Origin of the sequence: Rhodococcus sp. PBTS 1 (assembly GCF_001620025.1) — a bacterium.
Taxonomy (GTDB): Bacteria; Actinomycetota; Actinomycetes; order Mycobacteriales; family Mycobacteriaceae; genus Rhodococcoides; species Rhodococcoides kroppenstedtii.
Map to the genome: position 1 here is coordinate 905,001 of NZ_CP015219.1, position 16,756 is coordinate 921,756.

The window sequence follows — 16,756 nt, forward strand, 5'->3', positions numbered from 1 at the left end:
AATAGCTCACTGGTCAAGTGATTTTGCGCCGACAATGTAGCGGGGCTCAAGTACACCGCCGAAGCCGCGGCACTCACATGTATCCCGTCCATCGTCTGCGGATGGTGGGCCAGGTGTGTGGGTGGGTAGGGGAGCGTCGTGTGGCCGGGGAAGCGCCGGAGTGATCCAGGTGTGGAGGCCACGCGAGTGAGAATGCAGGCATGAGTAGCGAAAGACGAGTGAGAAACTCGTCCGCCGAATGACCAAGGGTTCCTGGGCCAGGTTAATCCGCCCAGGGTGAGTCGGGACCTAAGGCGAGGCCGACAGGCGTAGTCGATGGACAACGGGTTGATATTCCCGTACCCGTGTATCCGCGCCCATGACGAATCAGGAGTACTAACCGTCCAGATCTTCCGTGAGCACCTTCGGGTGCCTGGTGGAGTGATGCACGGGACCTTTCCTGGTAGTAGTCAAGCGATGGGGTGACGCAGGAAGGTAGCTGGGCCAGTCAGTGGTTGTACTGGTGTAAGCCTGTAGGGCGAACGGTAGGCAAATCCGCCGTTCACATGAGCCTGAGAGGTGATGCGTAGCCGAATGAGGCGAATTCAGTGATCCTATGCTGCCGAGAAAAGCCTCTAGTGAGTTGGTACACGGCCCGTACCCCAAACCGACACAGGTGGTCAGGTAGAGAATACCAAGGCGATCGAGAGAACTATGGTTAAGGAACTCGGCAAAATGCCCCCGTAACTTCGGGAGAAGGGGGACCCCTGCTGGTGATCACTCTTGCAGTGTGAGCTGGTGTGGGTCGCAGAGACCAGTGAGAAGCGACTGTTTACTAAAAACACAGGTCCGTGCGAAGTCGTAAGACGATGTATACGGACTGACGCCTGCCCGGTGCTGGAAGGTTAAGAGGACCGGTCAGCCACCCTCGTGGTGGCGAAGCTGAGAATTTAAGCCCCAGTAAACGGCGGTGGTAACTATAACCATCCTAAGGTAGCGAAATTCCTTGTCGGGTAAGTTCCGACCTGCACGAATGGCGTAACGACTTCTCAGCTGTCTCAACCATAGACTCGGCGAAATTGCATTACGAGTAAAGATGCTCGTTACGCGCGGCAGGACGAAAAGACCCCGGGACCTTCACTACAGCTTGGTATTGGTGTTCGGTTCGGTTTGTGTAGGATAGGTGGGAGACTGTGAAGCATGCACGCCAGTGTGTGTGGAGTCGTTGTTGAAATACCACTCTGATCGTATTGGATACCTCAACCTCGGACCATGATCTGGTTCAGGGACAGTGCCTGGTGGGTAGTTTAACTGGGGCGGTTGCCTCCCAAAATGTAACGGAGGCGCCCAAAGGTTCCCTCAGCCTGGTTGGCAATCAGGTGTCGAGTGCAAGTGCACAAGGGAGCTTGACTGTGAGACTGACAGGTCGAGCAGGGACGAAAGTCGGGACTAGTGATCCGGCACCGGCAAGTGGAAGCGGTGTCGCTCAACGGATAAAAGGTACCCCGGGGATAACAGGCTGATCTTCCCCAAGAGTCCATATCGACGGGATGGTTTGGCACCTCGATGTCGGCTCGTCGCATCCTGGGGCTGGAGTAGGTCCCAAGGGTTGGGCTGTTCGCCCATTAAAGCGGCACGCGAGCTGGGTTTAGAACGTCGTGAGACAGTTCGGTCTCTATCCGCCGCGCGCGTGAAGAAACTTGAGGAAGGCTGTCCCTAGTACGAGAGGACCGGGACGGACGAACCTCTGGTGTGCCAGTTGTTCCACCAGGAGCACTGCTGGTTGGCTACGTTCGGAAGGGATAACCGCTGAAAGCATCTAAGCGGGAAGCCTGTTCCAAGATGAGGTTTCTCACCCCCCAGAGGGGGTAAGGCCCCCGGCAGACCACCGGGTTGATAGGCCAGAACTGGAAGCCCAGCAATGGGTGCAGGTGACTGGTACTAATAGGCCGAGGACTTACCACGAAGAAGCTACGCGTCCACTGTGCAGTATCTGAAACAACACACCACCCCCACCGACACCGGGGGATGTGACAGTTTCACAGAGTTACGGCGGCCATAGCGGAGCGGGAAACGCCCGGACCCATTCCGAACCCGGAAGCTAAGCCCTCCAGCGCCGATGGTACTGCACCCGACAGGGTGTGGGAGAGTAGGACACCGCCGAACAACCATTCCACCGAACCCCCCGACCACACGGTCGGGGGGTTCAGTGCGTTTCAGGCCTGTTCGTTGGAGCACCACCACGTGGTGCGGCCGCCGACCGTTCCACGCGACATCGGAGCCCCGCACCGCGGGCACGTGGCGTCGGCCTTCCGGAACGGAATGATCTCCCCCGTGTGCACGCCTCCCTTGGCGATCGCGGACCGGATTGCGCGGCGCAGCACCACCCGGAGCTCGTCGACGGTGTCGTCGTCGAGGGTTTTCGACCGTCGGGACGGGGAGATGCTTGCGCGCCACAGCACCTCGTCGGCCAGCAGATTGCCGATGCCGGCCACCACGGACTGGTCCAACAGACGCGCCTTGATCGGCGCGGTGCTCGCCTGGATCCGCGACCGGAACTCCTCCCGTCCGACCTCCGCCGCGTCGGGCCCGAGTGCGTCGACGTCGGGGTCGAGACGGACCCGTCCCAACCGTCGCTTGTCGAACAGTCGCAGCTGTCCGCCGTCCTCGAAGGTCAGGGAGAACCGCGTCCATTCGGGTTTGTCGGTCTCGCGCTCGCCGACGTGGGGATCGCCGCCGCCGTAGCGTGAGGTCGATTCACCGTCGGGTGCGGTCACGATGATGCGGCCACCCATCCCCAGGTGGATACCGAGTGCCGGCCCTGCGTTCCCGTCGGCGTCGACCGTGTCGCACCACATGGCCTTGCCGCGCCGATGCGCCGCGACGAGCTGCCCCCCTTCAGCGCGCCGGCGATATCGCCGGGCAGGTGCGGACGGCATTCGAACTCGTCGCGGTCGTCGACGTCCGTGATCACGCGATGCAGCGCCTTCTCGACGACCTGGCGCGCGTTCTCGACTTCGGGTAGTTCCGGCATGGGGTGGGGGTACCCCGCGGCAGCCTCCGCCTACGCCGGCTCGAGCCGGTCCGAGCGGAACCAGTGACCGCACGTCCGACAGGCCAGGTCGGGCCCGCTCGGGTCGAGAACGCATCCGCCGATGGGGACGTCGTCCGGCACCGGACCCGGGGGCATCCCGTAGAGAATCTCGACCGTGTCGCGGCTGCCGCACCGGGGACACACGGGCGCGTGATGGGCTGCCAGGCCGGCGACGGTCGGTCCGAACGGATGGTGCAGCGTGTCGTGGCAGCGGTCGCAGACGAAGGACAGGGCCGCACCCTCGAGGTGGGGGTGTGTTATCGACAGCGGGCGACGACAGACTGCGCACCGGCCGGTGTCCGCGACGTCGCCGTCCTCGAGGACGGCCCGCTGGATGCGGGCGGGATCGGTGCATGCGGACGCGTCGAGAACGGGCCAGGGCGCGGGGAGGTATCGGAGCCGCTCCAAGTCGTCCAGCCATCGCTCGCCGTCGTGCAGGATCACCGACCGGGTGGGGAGCGCGCGGGCGGTCGCCCGCCAGAAGGTCGTGTCCACGACCGGCCGCGACAGCAGGTCCTCGTGCGCGTAGTAGGCAGGTTCGCCTGCGCGCCGGACGACCGTGGCCACGCTGACCACCGCCGTTCGTCGGCCGCGCGCGACGTGCACGACCACGTCGCCGTCCTGCAGGTCGGCCGGGAAGTGCCACGCCATCCCGTCGAACGACAGGTCGCCCGTCGCGAGATCGAGAACGGGCTCGCCTTCGGACGCATGGGTCAGCAGAACGCGGGACGTGGTCATGGCCCGGATCATGACCCGGGGGTCCGACAACCGGGGTTCACGACGTTCGCGTTCTCCTGCGGCCCCGCCGTCAGCGACTCGGGTTACTCTCACCCCACCATGCCGCAGAAACCCCGCCGTTCCATCGCCCCGCTGGGCAGCCCGTTGCTGGGCCACACGGACGAATCGCCGCGCCGCCGCCGCATCCGCGTGCAGGTCCTGCTGACGGTGTTCCTGCTCGGCGCCAACGCCATCGGCGCGGTGATCGTCGGGGCGCTCATCAGCGTGGTGGTCCCCGGACCGAACGTGGTGACGCCACGGGAGTACTGGTGGGTGAACTTCATCCTCATCCCGACCTATCTGCTGGTGGCTTTCCTCATCGGTGTGTTCTGGGGGACCAAGCGCACGGTGAAGGGTCTGCGGTGGGCGATCGAGGACCGTCCGCCGACCCCCAAGGAACAGCGCCGCACCCTCGCGATGCCGTGGCGGTTGACGCGGCTGCAGATCGGCCTGTGGATCGTCGGCCTGATTCTGGTGACGACCGCGGACGGCATCATCGATCCCAACTCGATCCCGAAGGTGGCGTTCACCATCGCCTTCGGCGGCGCCACCGTGTGCGCGTTCAGTTATCTGCTCACCGAATTCGCTCTGCGGCCGGCCGCCGCGCGCGCCCTCGAGTACGGCGACCCCCGACGCATCCGGATCGCGGGTGTCATGGGGCGGTCGATTCTCACCTGGCTGCTGGGTACCGGCGTTCCGGTGGCGGGGTTGATGGTCATCGCGATCGCGTCGTTCATCCGGAACGACACGACGGCGACGCAATTCGCCGTGGCGATCCTGGCCCTCGGGGGCATTACGCTCGTCTTCGGGTTCGCACTCTCGTTACTCGGGGGTCTGGCGACGACCGCGCCGATCGACAACGTGCGCGCCGCGATGGCCGAGGTCGAGCGGGGTGATCTGGACGTCCGCGTCGAGGTCTACGACGGCACCGAGCTCGGTGAACTGCAGAGCGGGTTCAACCGGATGGCGGAGGGGCTGTCCGAGCGGGATCGCATCCGCGATCTGTTCGGTCGTCACGTCGGCATGGAGGTGGCCGAGGCGGCCCTGGCGAAGAATCCGGAGCTCGGGGGCGAGGAGCGTGACGTCGCCGTGTTCTTCATCGATCTCGTCGGGTCGACGGAGCTCGCCGCGTCCCAGCCGCCCAAGCAGGTCGTCGACCTGCTGAACCGTTTTTTCGCCGTGGTGGTCGAAGAGGTGGATCGTCACCGGGGCTTCGTCAACAAGTTCGAGGGCGATGCGGCGCTGGCGGTCTTCGGTGCTCCCGGCGCACTCGACGATCACTGCGGCGCGGCGCTGCGGTCCGCGCGAGCCATCATGGACCGGCTCGACCGCGAGGTACCGGACTGCACGGCGGCCATCGGCATCGCGTCGGGTCGCGCCGTCGCCGGCAACATCGGTGCCAAGGAACGCTTCGAGTACACCGTCATCGGCGATCCGGTCAACGAGGCCGCGCGGCTGTCCGAGCTGGCCAAGAGTGCCGACGGGCGACTGGTCGCGTCGGCGCGAACGGTGGAGCACGCGACGAGCATCGACGGGGACGACTGGAGTTTCGGCGAGTCCGTGACGTTGCGGGGACGTGCGGAGGAGACCAGGCTGGCCACCCCGCGAACATGACGTGCCGGGCAGGCCGGAGGCCGGTCGTGGGTTTCCGGGCAGGCCGGAGGCCGGTCGTGAGTATCCGCCTCGATAGGGTGATCCGGTGCGTCTGGTCATTGCTCGGTGTCAGGTCGACTACGTCGGACGGTTGACGGCCCACCTGCCGTGGGCGAAGCGTCTGCTGCTGGTCAAGTCCGACGGGTCGGTGAGCGTCCATGCCGACGACCGCGCCTACAAGCCGCTCAACTGGATGAGCCCGCCCTGCTGGCTCGAGGAAAGTGTGCCGGATCCGTCGACGACCGACGAGGATCTGGTGCCCGCCGACCGGCGCCTGTGGGTGGTGACCAACAAGGCGGGCGAGGAGCTGCGCATCACGCTCGAGGAGGTCGAGCTCGACACCAGCCACGACCTGGGCGTCGATCCCGGTCTGGTCAAGGACGGGGTCGAGGCGCATCTGCAGGAGCTGCTGGCCGAGCACGTCCACACGTTGGGCGCCGGGTGGTCGTTGGTGCGACGGGAGTACCCGACGGCCATCGGTCCGGTCGACCTGCTCTGCCGGGCCGACGACGGTGCCACGGTGGCGGTCGAGGTGAAGCGGCGCGGCGACATCGACGGCGTCGAGCAACTCACGCGCTATCTCGAGCTGCTCAATCGCGATCCGCTGCTCGCCCCGGTCCACGGGGTGTTCGCCGCTCAGCAGATCAAGCCGCAGGCGAAGACTCTGGCGATGGATCGCGGAATCCGTTGTCTCACACTGGATTACGACGCCCTGCGTGGCGTCGAGACCAGCGAGTTCCGACTGTTCTGACCGCCGGTCGCTAGGCTGTCGGTCATGCCCCGCCGCCACCACCGTCGGTCCGACCGGCCCGACGCGTCTCCGACGTTCGGCGGCGCGACGGCGCGCACCGAGACGGGCCCGTCCGGCGACGAGGACTACGCCGTCCGCTCGATTCCGGGGGCCCGCGCGGTCAAGCCCTACCGGTGCCCCGGGTGCGACCACGAGATCGCTCCGGGAGTTCCGCACCTCGTGGTGTGGCCGCTCGACCGCCCCGGCGGTGCGAACGACCGTCGCCACTGGCACACCGGATGCTGGTCCGGCCGGCACACCCGAGGACTCACCCGGCGCTGGTCCTGACCCCGCCGGTCGGGCGAGCCCGGGTCAGGAGCGAGCGTCGGCGGTGTCGCGGGCGGAACCGTCGGTCTCGGTGTCCCCGGACTCCGAGTTCTTCGGGATCTCCGAGGACTCGTCGGCCGGGTCGAGGTTCTCCAACGATTCGTCGATCTCGAGGTCGTCCGGTGCGAGCGGTGCGTCGAGGAGCTCGCTCTCCCGGTTGACCGACGCCAGCATGGCCGGCACCGAGTCCAGCTGTCCTCGGATACCCAGCAGCTGAGCGAGGACGCGACCTCGCAGGACCCGCAGTTCCTCGGCCAGCTCTTTCGCGTGCGCGATTCGCCGCTCGGACTGCTCGGTGGCGGCCTGCAGGCGCCGTTTTGCTTCCGCCGTGGCGTCGGCGAGTCGTCGTTCCGCCTCGGCCTTGGAGTCGGCCTCGAGGTCGTCGACGGCCTTCATCACCTTGGAACGGCGATCGGCCATCGCGATCTCGAAGTCCTCCTGAATCGTGCTGCGCTTCTTCTCCGCCTCGGCGTCCAGTCGGTCTCGCTCCGCCTGCGCCGCCTCGACGATGCGCGCGGCCTCGGTGCGAGCCTCGGCCATGGTCTGCTCGTGCTCGGTCTCGAGCGCGGACCGTCGGTCCTTCAGCTCGGCGACGAGCCCCTCGTACTCGCCGCGCATGCGCGTGGCGTCCTGCTCGGCGATGGAGACGATCTCGGCGGCGTCGGCCTCGGCCTTGGCACGGACCTCGGAGGCCTCGTCGGACGCCAGACGGAGCATGCGCGAGATGCGGTCGCTCATGCCCTCCGCGGTGGTGGGCGGAACGGACAGCCGATCGATGTCCTTGCGGAGATCGTCGATCTCGTCGCGGGCGTCCTCGAGCTGCACTGCCAGGTCGCGGGCCTGCGCGGCGGCCGCGTCACGATCGGTGGCGATGACGCGCAACTCGGCGTCGAACCGCTCGAAGTAGCGCTGGACCTCGTCCTTGTCGTATCCCTTGCGGACCACGCTGAACGGTAGGGAGTTGCTGCCGAAGGCGGTGTCGGGGGCCATGGTCGACAACCTACCGGCCGACGGCACGATTCGAACGTCGGGGAGCGCCCCGATTCGAGGGGTCGTCAGTGCGCGGGTTCGACCAGTTCGACCAGGACGCCGCCGGCGTCCTTCGGGTGCACGAAGTTGATGCGGGAGTCGGCCGTACCGCGGCGCGGGGTGTCGTAGAGCAGGCGTGCGCCGCGGGACCGGAGGAAGTCCGCGACCTCCTCGACGTCGGCCACCCGGAACGCCAACTGCTGCAGGCCGGGGCCGTTGCGGTCGAGGAACTTGGCGATGGTCGAGGTCTCGTCGAGCGGTGCGAGCAGTTGGATCTGGGCGGCGCCGACGTCGGCCCCGGGCACGGCGAGCATGGCCTCGACGACGCCCTGGCTGTCGTTGACCTCACGGTGGGTGACCTCGAGGCCGAAGTGCGACCGGTAGAAGTCGATGGCCTCGTCGAGGTCGGCCACGGCCACGCCGACGTGATCGATCGCGGTCACGAGGCCGGCGGCCACGGCATCGGACGTGGGGGTGGCGGCGGCTGCAGTGCTCATAGTTTGACGTTAGACCTTTTCCGGTGCGGGGACGATGGTGTCCTGTGTCACAACGCGCGAAGGGGTCTCATCGTGGGGAACGACACTGAAGGTGGCCACGTCACGTCGGGCAGAATGCAGGTATGTCCGATTCTCGGCCCGCAGCAGGCACCAGCGTCACCACCGGAGAACCGTCCACGGGTGGGGCGGTGACCCCACCGCGTCCGGCGGTCGTGCGCTGGTTCCGCATCGTCGCCGTCGCCGAGGCTCTCACCTGGCTCGCCCTGCTGATCGGCATGGCGATCAAGTACATCCCGGAACCGAACATCGACAGCGCGGTCCGCTACCCGGGCGCCGCCCACGGCGCGGTGTTCGTGCTGTACCTCCTCGTCACGGTGGCCACCGCGGTGGCGCTGCGCTGGAGCAAGGGACTGACGGTCGTCGCACTCCTGGCGAGCATCCCGCCGTTCGGCACCGTGATCTTCGAGATCTGGGCGAACCGGACCGGGCGACTCGACGTGCGGGACGCCCGGACCGCATCCACGCCCACTCCGCGCAAGTGACAAAATACGGAGCGTGACTCGACCCGGTTCTCGCCCGCCCGCTCGTCCGTCCGCCGCCGCGGCTGCCGCCATGTCCGGAGCCGTCGATCTGTCCGCGCTGAAGGCCAAGGCCGAGGCCGCGGCCGCGCCACCCGCGCCCACCGGCGCCGGTGGCGTCCCCGTCGTCGTGGCGGTGACGGAGCCGGACTTCGAAGCCGAGGTTCTGGTTCGGTCCAACCAGGTCCCGGTGATCGTCAACCTGCTGTCCCCGCGCTCGCCCGGCTCGCTGCAGCTCACGCGCACGCTCGAGGCCCTGGCGGCCGAGGGCAACGGCACCTGGATCCTGGCCAACGTCGACGTCGACGTCAGCCCGCGCATCGCACAGGCCTTCGGTGTGCAGGCGGTTCCCACGCTGGTCGCGGTCGCGGCGGGGCAGCCGCTGGCCGATCTGCAGGGCCCGCAGCCGGAGGAGAATCTGCGTCAGTGGCTCGCGGCGATCGCTCAGGCGGTCGAGGGCAAGCTCACCGGGCCGGTGGGCGAGACGGGTCCGGCGCCGGAGCCGGAGGATCCGCGGTTCGATGCGGCCGAGAGCGCGCTCGCCGAGGGTGATCTGGCCGGGGCGGAGGCGGCGTTCCAGGCGATCGTGGACGCGGAGCCGCAGAACAAGCAGGCGTTGAACGGGGTCCGTCAGGTGCGTTTCCTCGCGCGGACTCAATCCATTCCCGACGACGTCCTCGAACAGGCCGACGCCGACCCGGCCGACGTCGAGCTCGGGCTGCAGGCCGCCGACGCACTGCTCTACCAGCAGCGCACCGAGGAGTCCTTCGCACGGCTGGTCGACCTGGTCCGGCGCACGGCGGGGGATGATCGGGCCCGGGTTCGGGCGCGCCTGCTGGAGCTGTTCGACCTCTTCGACGCGGCCGACCCGCTGGTCGTGGCCGCCCGACGCAAGCTGGCCTCGGCTCTGTTTTAGACGCGCACCCCCGGGAGATCGCGCGATTCGGGGAGGGTGATCGATCCGCCGGACGCCGGTCAGGATTCGCCGCGGGACGGCTCGCCGCCCATGTGCGCGAGCATCGGCAGTCCTCCGCCGCGGACGAAGCGCGTCACCAGGACCGCGGCCAACGCCAGCGCGACGAGATTCAGCCAGGTCGTGTAGTTCCACGAGATTCCCTCGTCCGGAATGCGAGCGCTCGATGGGTCGGGCACGAGGCCGAGCGCGGAGAACACTGCGTCGACGATCCAGCTCGCCAGCACGATGGCCACGTAGAAGGTGCCGACGATCCGCACGGTCATCGCGGTGCCGTAGTACTTGCGGTAGATGTTCAGGATCGGCGCGATGAGCAGGTCGGCGAAGATGAATGCGATGACCCCGCCGAAGCTGATTCCTCCGGTCCAGAGAACCACGGCGAGGGGCACGTTGCCCACGGAGCACACAAAGCTGACCACCGCGACCAACGGTCCGACGATCGGTCCCCAGATGGCCGACACCAGTGGATGGTCCTCGAAGAAAAGGGCTCGCCAGACGCTGTCGGGAACCCACGCCGCCACCGCACCGGCGACGAGTACGCCCGCGATGATGTCCTTGTAGATCGCGGCCCACTCCATGGCGAAGATGTTCGACACCGCGGTGAACGCCTTGCGGGAGAACAGCCGTCGCAGGAATGTCTCGTCGGAGTCGACGGACATGTCCATTCCGGCGTGGCCTTCCATCGATCCGGCGACGCCCTTGTCCGCCTGTGCGCGCGCGGCGCTGATCACCCGCTCGCGCAGCACGATCCGGAAGACCACGGCGACCAGCACGATGATCAGTGGTCCTCCCACGAACTCCGCGAGGGTGAACTGCCAGCCCATCAGCAGCGCCAGGACGACACCGAGTTCGATCACCATGTTGGTCGACGCGATCTCGAATGCCATGGCCGAGACGAAGGACGCTCCGCGACGGAAGAGCGACCTCGCGAGAGCGACGGCGGCGTACGAGCACGACGACGAGGCCATGCCGAACCCCGTGGCGAGCACGAGTTCGCGGGGCCCGTCTCCACCGAGGGCGCGTGTGATCGCGGACTTGCGGACGACGGATTGGATGACGGCAGAGATCGCGAATCCGAAGACCAACGGCCACAGGATGGTCCACGCCATCGAGCCGGCGACCCCGAGAGCGTGCAGAACAGAGGGCATGGCCGGATCCCCCATCTGTCTCCCGCCGCCCCGGCCGCCGAAGGGTGCGGTGTCGCCGACAGAGTGGTCCGGTGCGGACGGACCCAAACATGGACCACCCGCTCGGTTCCGGTCGGGTCGACTACACGGTCAGCGGAAGCGCTCGTCGCACGAGTCGCGGCCGCCGAGCACACCCCAGCGGAACGCATCCACGCGCGCGAATCCGCTGGGGACGGTGCGTCCGTCGACGTCGCTCGCGGCGAGTCCGTCGGTCAGCAGCCCGGACACCGCTTCGTCCAGGTCGCCGGGGGAGAGCGTCACCGCCGCGTCCGGATTGCCTCCCGACGGGCCGAGCGCCGCGGTGACGACGCCCGCGAGGCATGCGGACCGCAGGCCGGCGCGCGCGTCGTCGAGCGCCTGGCCGGCCTGGTTCTGGACGGCCAGGACGTAGCGCGAGAGGAACAGCACGTAGGCCCCGTAGTCGCCGGTGACGTCGACGGGAACGACGAGGTCGTCGTCGTCCACCGCCGGTCGGCCGCGCTCGGCGAGGGCGTCGACGGACACCCCGATCGTGTTGGTGGCAGGACAATAGGAGACCGGTTCGGTGGCCGTTGCGTCGGGACAGCCGGTGTCGGCGCCGGAGTAGTCGACCGTCGGGGCCGGCGAGGTGGGCATGATGTCGCCGAACGTGGTCGCGAACGCCTCGAGAGTTTCGCGGGTCACGGGCAGCTCGCCGGTGTCCAGCGGATTGTCGAACTCGCGCGGCAGCGTCGACCGTCGGGTCTCGATGTCCTGGAGGTCGATGGCCGCGCAGGCCGGGACACCGTCGGTGAATCCGATCTGGGCGGCGGTGACGCGCTCGAACGCGGAGCCGTGGACGGAATCGGGGTCCCCGGGATCCTCGTCGCGCACGGCCACGGTCGCGGCAAGGACGTCGTTCAGTCCGTCGGAGGTGTTCAGCGAGAAATGGGTGGAGTCGCCCTCCGCGACGTGGCGCATGAACGCACCCGCGTAGCAGTCGGCCTGTTGCTCGGCGACGATGGTCGGATCGTCGTCACCGAGCGCCCCGGACTGCGTCTGCACGGCATGGCCGTACTCGTGCGCGAGCACCATGACGACGGACATCGGTCCGAAGGCGTCGACCATGGCGGGCATGAGAATGCCGCGGTCCCAGCCGATGCTGTCGTCGAGCGAGCAGTAGCCGGCGTTGACGAATCCGTCCGTCGGGTCGCCGCAGAACACCGGTCCCTCGCCGGGTGCGGCCGAGGCGTCCCAGGAGACCAGACGGCGTACCGGGGTGAATTCGCCTCGGAAGAGCATCGGGTACTGCTGTCGCCAGAACTTCTGGATGTCGTCGAGGGCGTCGGTCGCGAGCACGTCGACGTCGGATCCGGAGAATCCGACGACGTCGAGCTGCGCGTGCGACACCCCGGGCCGGGGCCCGGACGGCCCGTCGGTCACCGGCAGGCCGGCGACCGTGAAGGGATCCTCGTAGATCGAGACGGGCGTGCCGGTGACCACCGACCCGCACGCGGCCAGCGTCAGACCGCAGACGAGAGCGAGAACGGGGCTCGCGAACCGGTGTCGACGAGCCCCGTCCATCACTTCTCCAGTCTGAGCCAGATCGCTCCGTAGGCGGGGAGGGCGACCTGCGCCGAGGCGGGCCGACCGTGCCAGGAGTAGTCGGTGGCGGTGACCTCACCGAGGTTGCCGACGCCGGATCCTCCGTACGCCTCGGCGTCGGTGTTGAGGATCTCGACCCAACGCCCCGGCTCCGGCAGACCCACACGATACGTCCCGTGGACCGACCCCGAGAAGTTGAACAGGCACGCGGTCACGCTGCCGTCGTCCCCGTACCGCAGGAAGGACAGCACGTTGCTCGCGGTGTCGTTCGCGTCGATCCACGAGAACCCGTCGGGCGTGTGGTCCTGCGTCCAGAACTCGGGGCTCGCGACGTACGTGCGGTTGAGGTCGCCCACCAACTGCTGCACGCCGCGGTGGAGGTTGCCGACGCCCTCGGTGCCGATCTCCCACCAGTCCAGTCCGCGCTCGTCGGACCACTCGCCGGTCTGTCCGAACTCCTGGCCCATGAAGAGCAACTGCTTGCCCGGGTGCGCCCACATGTAGGCGAGCAGGCCGCGCAGACCGGCTGCCTTCTGCCAGTCGTCACCCGGCATACGGGACCACAGGGTGCCCTTGCCGTGGACCACTTCGTCGTGGGAGATCGGCAGGACGAAGTTCTCGCTCCACGCGTAGACGAGAGAGAACGTGATCTCGTGGTGGTGGTACGAGCGGTGGATGGGGTCGCGCCCGATGAAACCGAGCGTGTCGTGCATCCAGCCCATGTTCCACTTCATCGAGAAGCCGAGACCGCCGAGCGAGGTCGGCCGCGTGACGCCGGGCCACGACGTGGACTCCTCGGCCACGGTGACGACGCCGCGGTGCAGCTTGTGGACGGTCGCGTTCATCTCCTGCAGGAACGCCACCGCCTCGAGGTTCTCGCGGCCGCCGTACACGTTCGGGGTCCAACCGCCCTCGGGACGCGAGTAGTCGAGATAGAGCATCGAGGCGACGGCGTCGACCCGGAGCCCGTCGATGTGGAACTCGTCGATCCAGTACAGCGCGTTGGCGACGAGGAAGTTGCGGACCTCGGTGCGGCCGAAGTCGAAGACGTACGTGCCCCAGTCCAGCTGTTCGCCGCGCTTCGGGTCGCCGTGCTCGTAGAGCGGTGAGCCGTCGAACCGGGCGAGGGCCCACTCGTCCTTGGGAAAGTGCGCCGGCACCCAGTCGACGATGACGCCGATGCCGTCCTGGTGCAGGCGGTCGACGAACGCGCGGAACTCGTCGGGCGTGCCGAACCTGGAGGTCGGCGCGTAGTAGGACGTGACCTGGTAACCCCACGAGCCGCCGAAGGGGTGCTCCGCGACCGGGAGCAACTCGACGTGGGTGAAGCCGGTCTCGCGGACGTGGGCCGAGAGTTGTTCGGCCAGTTCGTGATACGTCAGGCCGGGCCGCCAGGAGGCGAGGTGGACCTCGTAGACGCTCATGGGCGCGCGATGCGGCTGCGCGTCGGCGCGGGCGGTCAGCCAGGCGTCGTCGTTCCAGGTGTAGGCGCTGGTGGTGACCACGGAGGCGGTCGACGGCGGCACCTCGGTGCGGAACGCCATGGGATCGGCCTTGTCCTTGACCGAGCCGTCCTTGCCGTGCACCCGGAACTTGTAGAGCGTGCCGTCCCCGATGTCGGGCACGAAGAGCTCCCACACGCCGGTCGAACCCAGGACGCGCATCGGCCAGGTCTGGCCGCCCCACCCGTCGAACTCGCCGACGACGGTGACACCGACGGCGCCGGGTGCCCACACGGCGAACGACGTGCCGTGGACCTCGCCGTCGGGCAGCGTGTACGAGCGCGGGTGGGCTCCGAGGATGTCCCACAACCGCTCGTGCCGACCCTCGCCGAACAGGTGCAGGTCGAGTTCGCCGAGGGTGGGCAGGAAGCGGTATCCGTCGGCGACGGTCACCTCGTGGACCGTGTCGCCGCCGGTGGGGTAGCGCACCCGGAGGCGGTAGTCGGCCGGATCCTCCATCGGCACGACGACGGAGAAGATGCCGTGCGCGACGTGCGAGAGCGGATATTCCTTGCCGCCGATCAGGGCGGTCACCTCGAGCGCGTTCGGGCGCAGGGCACGGATGGCGGTGCCGCCGGCGACGGAGTGCGCGCCGAGCACCGAGTGCGGATCGTGGTGGTGACCGCGGGCGAGCCGCGACAGATCCGCCTCGGACGGCGCTCCGACGGTGTCCTTCGGGGTCGTCATGACGGTTCCTTCCGGAAAGCGAGCGTGGTGCGCTCGGGCTCGGCGATGGGCGGGAGGGCCAGGATGTGCGCGACCTGCCGCCAGGGCTCGAGCTTCACGTAGTTGGCCTGACCCCACTCGAACTGCTGACCGCCGACCTCGTCGGTCACCGTGATGCGCGCCTGCCAGTCCCGACCGATGGCGGGCATGTCCAGCCAGACCGTGCCTTCCTCGGCGCCGAACGGGTTCAGGTTGACCACGACCAGGACGGCGTCGCCCGAGACGGCGTCGAACTTGGAGTAGGCGATCAGTGCGTCGTTGTCCACGTGGTGGAAGTGGATGTTGCGCAGCTGCTGCAGCGCGGGATGTGCCTTGCGGATCGCGTTCAGCGTGGTGAGCCACGGCTCGAGCGACTCCCCGCGTGCGCGGGCGGACTCGTAGTCGCGAGGGCGCAGCTGGTACTTCTCGGAGTCGAGGTATTCCTCGCTGCCCGGCCGCACCGGAACGTGTTCGTACAGTTCGTATCCCGAGTAGACACCCCAGAGCGGGGACATCGTGGCGGCGAGCGCGGCGCGCAGGGCGAACATGCCCGGCCCGCCCGTCTGCAGGCTCTCGTGGAGGATGTCCGGGGTGTTGACGAAGAGATTCGGGCGTCCCAGGTCGGCTTTCGCCGCGATCTCGGTGCCGAACTCCGTCAGTTCCCACTTGGCGACGCGCCACGTGAAGTACGTGTACGACTGCGTGAAGCCGCGCCGGGCCAGGCCGTAGAGGCGTGCGGGGCGAGTGAAGGCCTCGGCCAGGAACAGCACGTCCGGGTCGGTCTTCTTGACCTCGGCGATGAGCCACTCCCAGAAGTCCGGCGGCTTGGTGTGCGGGTTGTCCACCCGGAAGGTCTTGACGCCCAACGACACCCAATGCCGCACCACGCGGAGGACCTCGGCGTAGATACCCTTGCGGTCGTTGTCGAAGTTGACGGGATAGATGTCCTGGTACTTCTTGGGCGGGTTCTCCGCGTAGGCGATGGTGCCGTCCGGCAGGACGGTGAACCACTCCGGGTGCGCCTGCGCCCACGGGTGGTCCGGTGCGCACTGCAGCGCGAGGTCCAGCGCCACCTCGAGGCCCAATTTCTCGGCGGCGCGGACCAACTCGACGAAGTCTGCCTCGGTCCCGAGCTCGGGATGGACCGCGTCGTGGCCGCCCTCCTCGGCGCCGATCGCCCAGGGCGACCCGACGTCCGTCGGGCCGGGGGTGAGGGTGTTGTTCGGTCCCTTGCGGTTGACGCGACCGATCGGATGGATCGGCGGGAAGTAGACGACGTCGAAGCCCATGGCCGCGACGCGGGGGAGCGCGCCGACGGTGGTCGCGAACGTGCCGTGGCGTGGTGTGCCGTCCTCGTTCCAGCCGCCGGTGGACCGCGGGAACAGTTCGTACCAGGAGCCGACCAGGGCGGCGCGCCGGTCGACCCAGACGTTGACCGCCTCGCCGCGGGTGACCAGCTCGCGCAGCGGGGTCTCACGCAGGATGCGGCGGACCTCCTCGGTGAACGCCGGGGCGACGCGGGAGGGCAGGTGGGCGTCGCTGCGCAGCGCGGCGGCGACGGCCGTGAGGACGGGACGGTCGGCGCTGCGGGCCTTCGCGGCGGCGCGGTCGAACAGCCGGGCGCCGACCTCGAGGTCGTTGGCGAGATCCGCCGCCGTCTGACCGACGCCGAGCTTCGCCTCCACGGCGTGGGTCCACGTCGCGATGGGATCTCCCCACCCCTCGACACGCGCGATCCAGTACCCCTCGCGATCGGGGGTGAACAGGGCGTGGAAGACGTCCGGCTCGGTACCCGGGGTCATCGGGATGTGAACGGAGGTGCTCGACCCGGGAGCGCGCACCGCGAGCGTGGCGTTCACGGCGTCGTGTCCCTCGCGCCACACGGCCGCGGTGATCGGGAAGGCTTCTCCCACAACGGCCTTCGCGGGGTACTTACCGGACGAGGTGTTGGGTGATACATCGTCGATGCCGATACGGCCTGTCACCGGATCCCCTTTTCTGACGGATGTCGCAGGTGCACGGGCTGAGAGGTCCAACCGTAGACGAGCGAGCGCATGCCGGACACCCGAGCCACCCACGGTCTCGTCCGAAGCGATACCCGT

13 protein-coding genes and 2 rRNA genes (1 of these 15 running past the window's edge) are annotated in these 16,756 nt (G+C 68.0%); 7 read left to right on the forward strand and 8 right to left on the reverse strand.

The features are described from left to right. Both A3Q40_RS04050 and rrf read left to right on the forward strand, forming a co-directional pair. Positions 1 to 1,944, forward strand: a 23S ribosomal RNA gene (locus A3Q40_RS04050); it begins 1,196 nt to the left of the window's first position. A gap of 83 nt (positions 1,945 to 2,027) precedes the next feature. Continuing rightward, positions 2,028 to 2,145, forward strand: a 5S ribosomal RNA gene (rrf, locus tag A3Q40_RS04055). Between the two features lie 50 nt (positions 2,146 to 2,195). On the opposite strand, the gene A3Q40_RS04060 is transcribed toward rrf, so the two are convergent. Together A3Q40_RS04060 and A3Q40_RS04065 are read right to left on the reverse strand one after the other, a co-directional pair. Then, positions 2,196 to 3,128: a DNA-formamidopyrimidine glycosylase family protein gene (locus tag A3Q40_RS04060; protein WP_308127618.1), complete on the reverse strand. Its 933-nt coding sequence runs from the start codon at positions 3,126 to 3,128 to the stop codon at positions 2,196 to 2,198. Further along, entirely contained in the window at positions 3,044 to 3,811 is a 768-nt protein-coding gene (locus A3Q40_RS04065) for a hypothetical protein (RefSeq protein WP_157889493.1), read from the reverse strand. Before A3Q40_RS04065 ends, A3Q40_RS04060 begins: the two co-directional genes overlap by 85 nt. A gap of 99 nt (positions 3,812 to 3,910) precedes the next feature. On the opposite strand from A3Q40_RS04065, the gene A3Q40_RS04070 reads away from it, so the two are divergent. From A3Q40_RS04070 to A3Q40_RS04080, 3 genes are all read left to right on the forward strand, one after another. Beyond that, a complete protein-coding gene (locus A3Q40_RS04070) occupies positions 3,911 to 5,464 on the forward strand; it encodes an adenylate/guanylate cyclase domain-containing protein (RefSeq protein WP_068099895.1) in 1,554 nt (517 codons plus the stop codon). An 85-nt stretch (positions 5,465 to 5,549) separates the two neighbouring features. Next, positions 5,550 to 6,254 carry an endonuclease NucS gene (nucS, locus tag A3Q40_RS04075; protein ID WP_068099896.1) on the forward strand — a complete coding sequence of 235 codons (705 nt, stop codon included), beginning with the start codon at positions 5,550 to 5,552 and terminating at the stop codon, positions 6,252 to 6,254. A gap of 24 nt (positions 6,255 to 6,278) precedes the next feature. Next, on the forward strand, positions 6,279 to 6,581 hold the full coding sequence (locus A3Q40_RS04080) for an ATP/GTP-binding protein (RefSeq protein ID WP_068099897.1): 303 nt from the start codon (positions 6,279 to 6,281) through the stop codon (positions 6,579 to 6,581). A 24-nt stretch (positions 6,582 to 6,605) separates the two neighbouring features. Here A3Q40_RS04080 and A3Q40_RS04085 read toward each other — a convergent pair whose 3' ends face one another. Together A3Q40_RS04085 and mce are read right to left on the reverse strand one after the other, a co-directional pair. Next, a complete protein-coding gene (locus A3Q40_RS04085) occupies positions 6,606 to 7,610 on the reverse strand; it encodes a hypothetical protein (protein ID WP_068099898.1) in 1,005 nt (334 codons plus the stop codon). A 65-nt stretch (positions 7,611 to 7,675) separates the two neighbouring features. Then, positions 7,676 to 8,146 (reverse strand): methylmalonyl-CoA epimerase, encoded by a 471-nt coding sequence (mce, locus tag A3Q40_RS04090; protein WP_068099899.1) that lies wholly within the window; start codon positions 8,144 to 8,146, stop codon positions 7,676 to 7,678. Positions 8,147 to 8,268: 122 nt separating this feature from the next. Here mce and A3Q40_RS04095 point away from each other — a divergent pair, with 122 nt between their 5' ends. Beyond that, entirely contained in the window at positions 8,269 to 8,688 is a 420-nt protein-coding gene (locus A3Q40_RS04095; RefSeq protein WP_082833744.1) for a DUF3817 domain-containing protein, read from the forward strand. 70 nt (positions 8,689 to 8,758) lie between these two features. After that, positions 8,759 to 9,640, forward strand: a complete 882-nt coding sequence (locus A3Q40_RS04100; protein ID WP_068099901.1) for a tetratricopeptide repeat protein — start codon at positions 8,759 to 8,761, stop codon at positions 9,638 to 9,640. Between the two features lie 59 nt (positions 9,641 to 9,699). Here A3Q40_RS04100 and A3Q40_RS04105 read toward each other — a convergent pair whose 3' ends face one another. The 4 genes from A3Q40_RS04105 to A3Q40_RS04120 form a co-directional block, all read right to left on the reverse strand. Continuing rightward, the gene (locus A3Q40_RS04105; RefSeq protein WP_068099902.1) at positions 9,700 to 10,860 is read right to left on the reverse strand and encodes a permease; all 1,161 of its coding nucleotides are present in this window, start codon (positions 10,858 to 10,860) and stop codon (positions 9,700 to 9,702) included. A gap of 114 nt (positions 10,861 to 10,974) precedes the next feature. Further along, entirely contained in the window at positions 10,975 to 12,426 is a 1,452-nt protein-coding gene (locus tag A3Q40_RS04110) for a metallopeptidase (RefSeq protein WP_068099903.1), read from the reverse strand. Further along, positions 12,426 to 14,636, reverse strand: coding sequence for a 1,4-alpha-glucan branching protein GlgB (gene glgB / locus A3Q40_RS04115; RefSeq protein ID WP_068099904.1), 2,211 nt, complete (start codon positions 14,634 to 14,636; stop codon positions 12,426 to 12,428). The genes A3Q40_RS04110 and glgB overlap by 1 nt, the downstream gene beginning before the upstream one ends. Beyond that, entirely contained in the window at positions 14,633 to 16,639 is a 2,007-nt protein-coding gene (locus A3Q40_RS04120; protein ID WP_068099905.1) for an alpha-1,4-glucan--maltose-1-phosphate maltosyltransferase, read from the reverse strand. The genes glgB and A3Q40_RS04120 overlap by 4 nt, the downstream gene beginning before the upstream one ends. Between the last annotated feature and the right edge of the window lie 117 nt (positions 16,640 to 16,756).

What these genes read in the sequence shown, in the direction of transcription:
- mce (WP_068099899.1), bottom strand. Translation starts at nt 8,146, where the DNA reads ATGAGCACTGCAGCCGCCGCCACCCCCACGTCCGATGCCGTGGCCGCC.
- A3Q40_RS04095 (WP_082833744.1), top strand. Translation starts at nt 8,269, where the DNA reads ATGTCCGATTCTCGGCCCGCAGCAGGCACCAGCGTCACCACCGGAGAA.
- A3Q40_RS04065 (WP_157889493.1), bottom strand. Translation starts at nt 3,811, where the DNA reads ATGACCACGTCCCGCGTTCTGCTGACCCATGCGTCCGAAGGCGAGCCC.
- A3Q40_RS04100 (WP_068099901.1), top strand. Translation starts at nt 8,759, where the DNA reads ATGTCCGGAGCCGTCGATCTGTCCGCGCTGAAGGCCAAGGCCGAGGCC.
- A3Q40_RS04080 (WP_068099897.1), top strand. Translation starts at nt 6,279, where the DNA reads ATGCCCCGCCGCCACCACCGTCGGTCCGACCGGCCCGACGCGTCTCCG.
- A3Q40_RS04110 (WP_068099903.1), bottom strand. Translation starts at nt 12,426, where the DNA reads ATGGACGGGGCTCGTCGACACCGGTTCGCGAGCCCCGTTCTCGCTCTC.
- A3Q40_RS04060 (WP_308127618.1), bottom strand. Translation starts at nt 3,128, where the DNA reads ATGCGTTCTCGACCCGAGCGGGCCCGACCTGGCCTGTCGGACGTGCGG.
- A3Q40_RS04105 (WP_068099902.1), bottom strand. Translation starts at nt 10,860, where the DNA reads ATGGGGGATCCGGCCATGCCCTCTGTTCTGCACGCTCTCGGGGTCGCC.
- glgB (WP_068099904.1), bottom strand. Translation starts at nt 14,636, where the DNA reads ATGACGACCCCGAAGGACACCGTCGGAGCGCCGTCCGAGGCGGATCTG.
- A3Q40_RS04085 (WP_068099898.1), bottom strand. Translation starts at nt 7,610, where the DNA reads ATGGCCCCCGACACCGCCTTCGGCAGCAACTCCCTACCGTTCAGCGTG.
- A3Q40_RS04070 (WP_068099895.1), top strand. Translation starts at nt 3,911, where the DNA reads ATGCCGCAGAAACCCCGCCGTTCCATCGCCCCGCTGGGCAGCCCGTTG.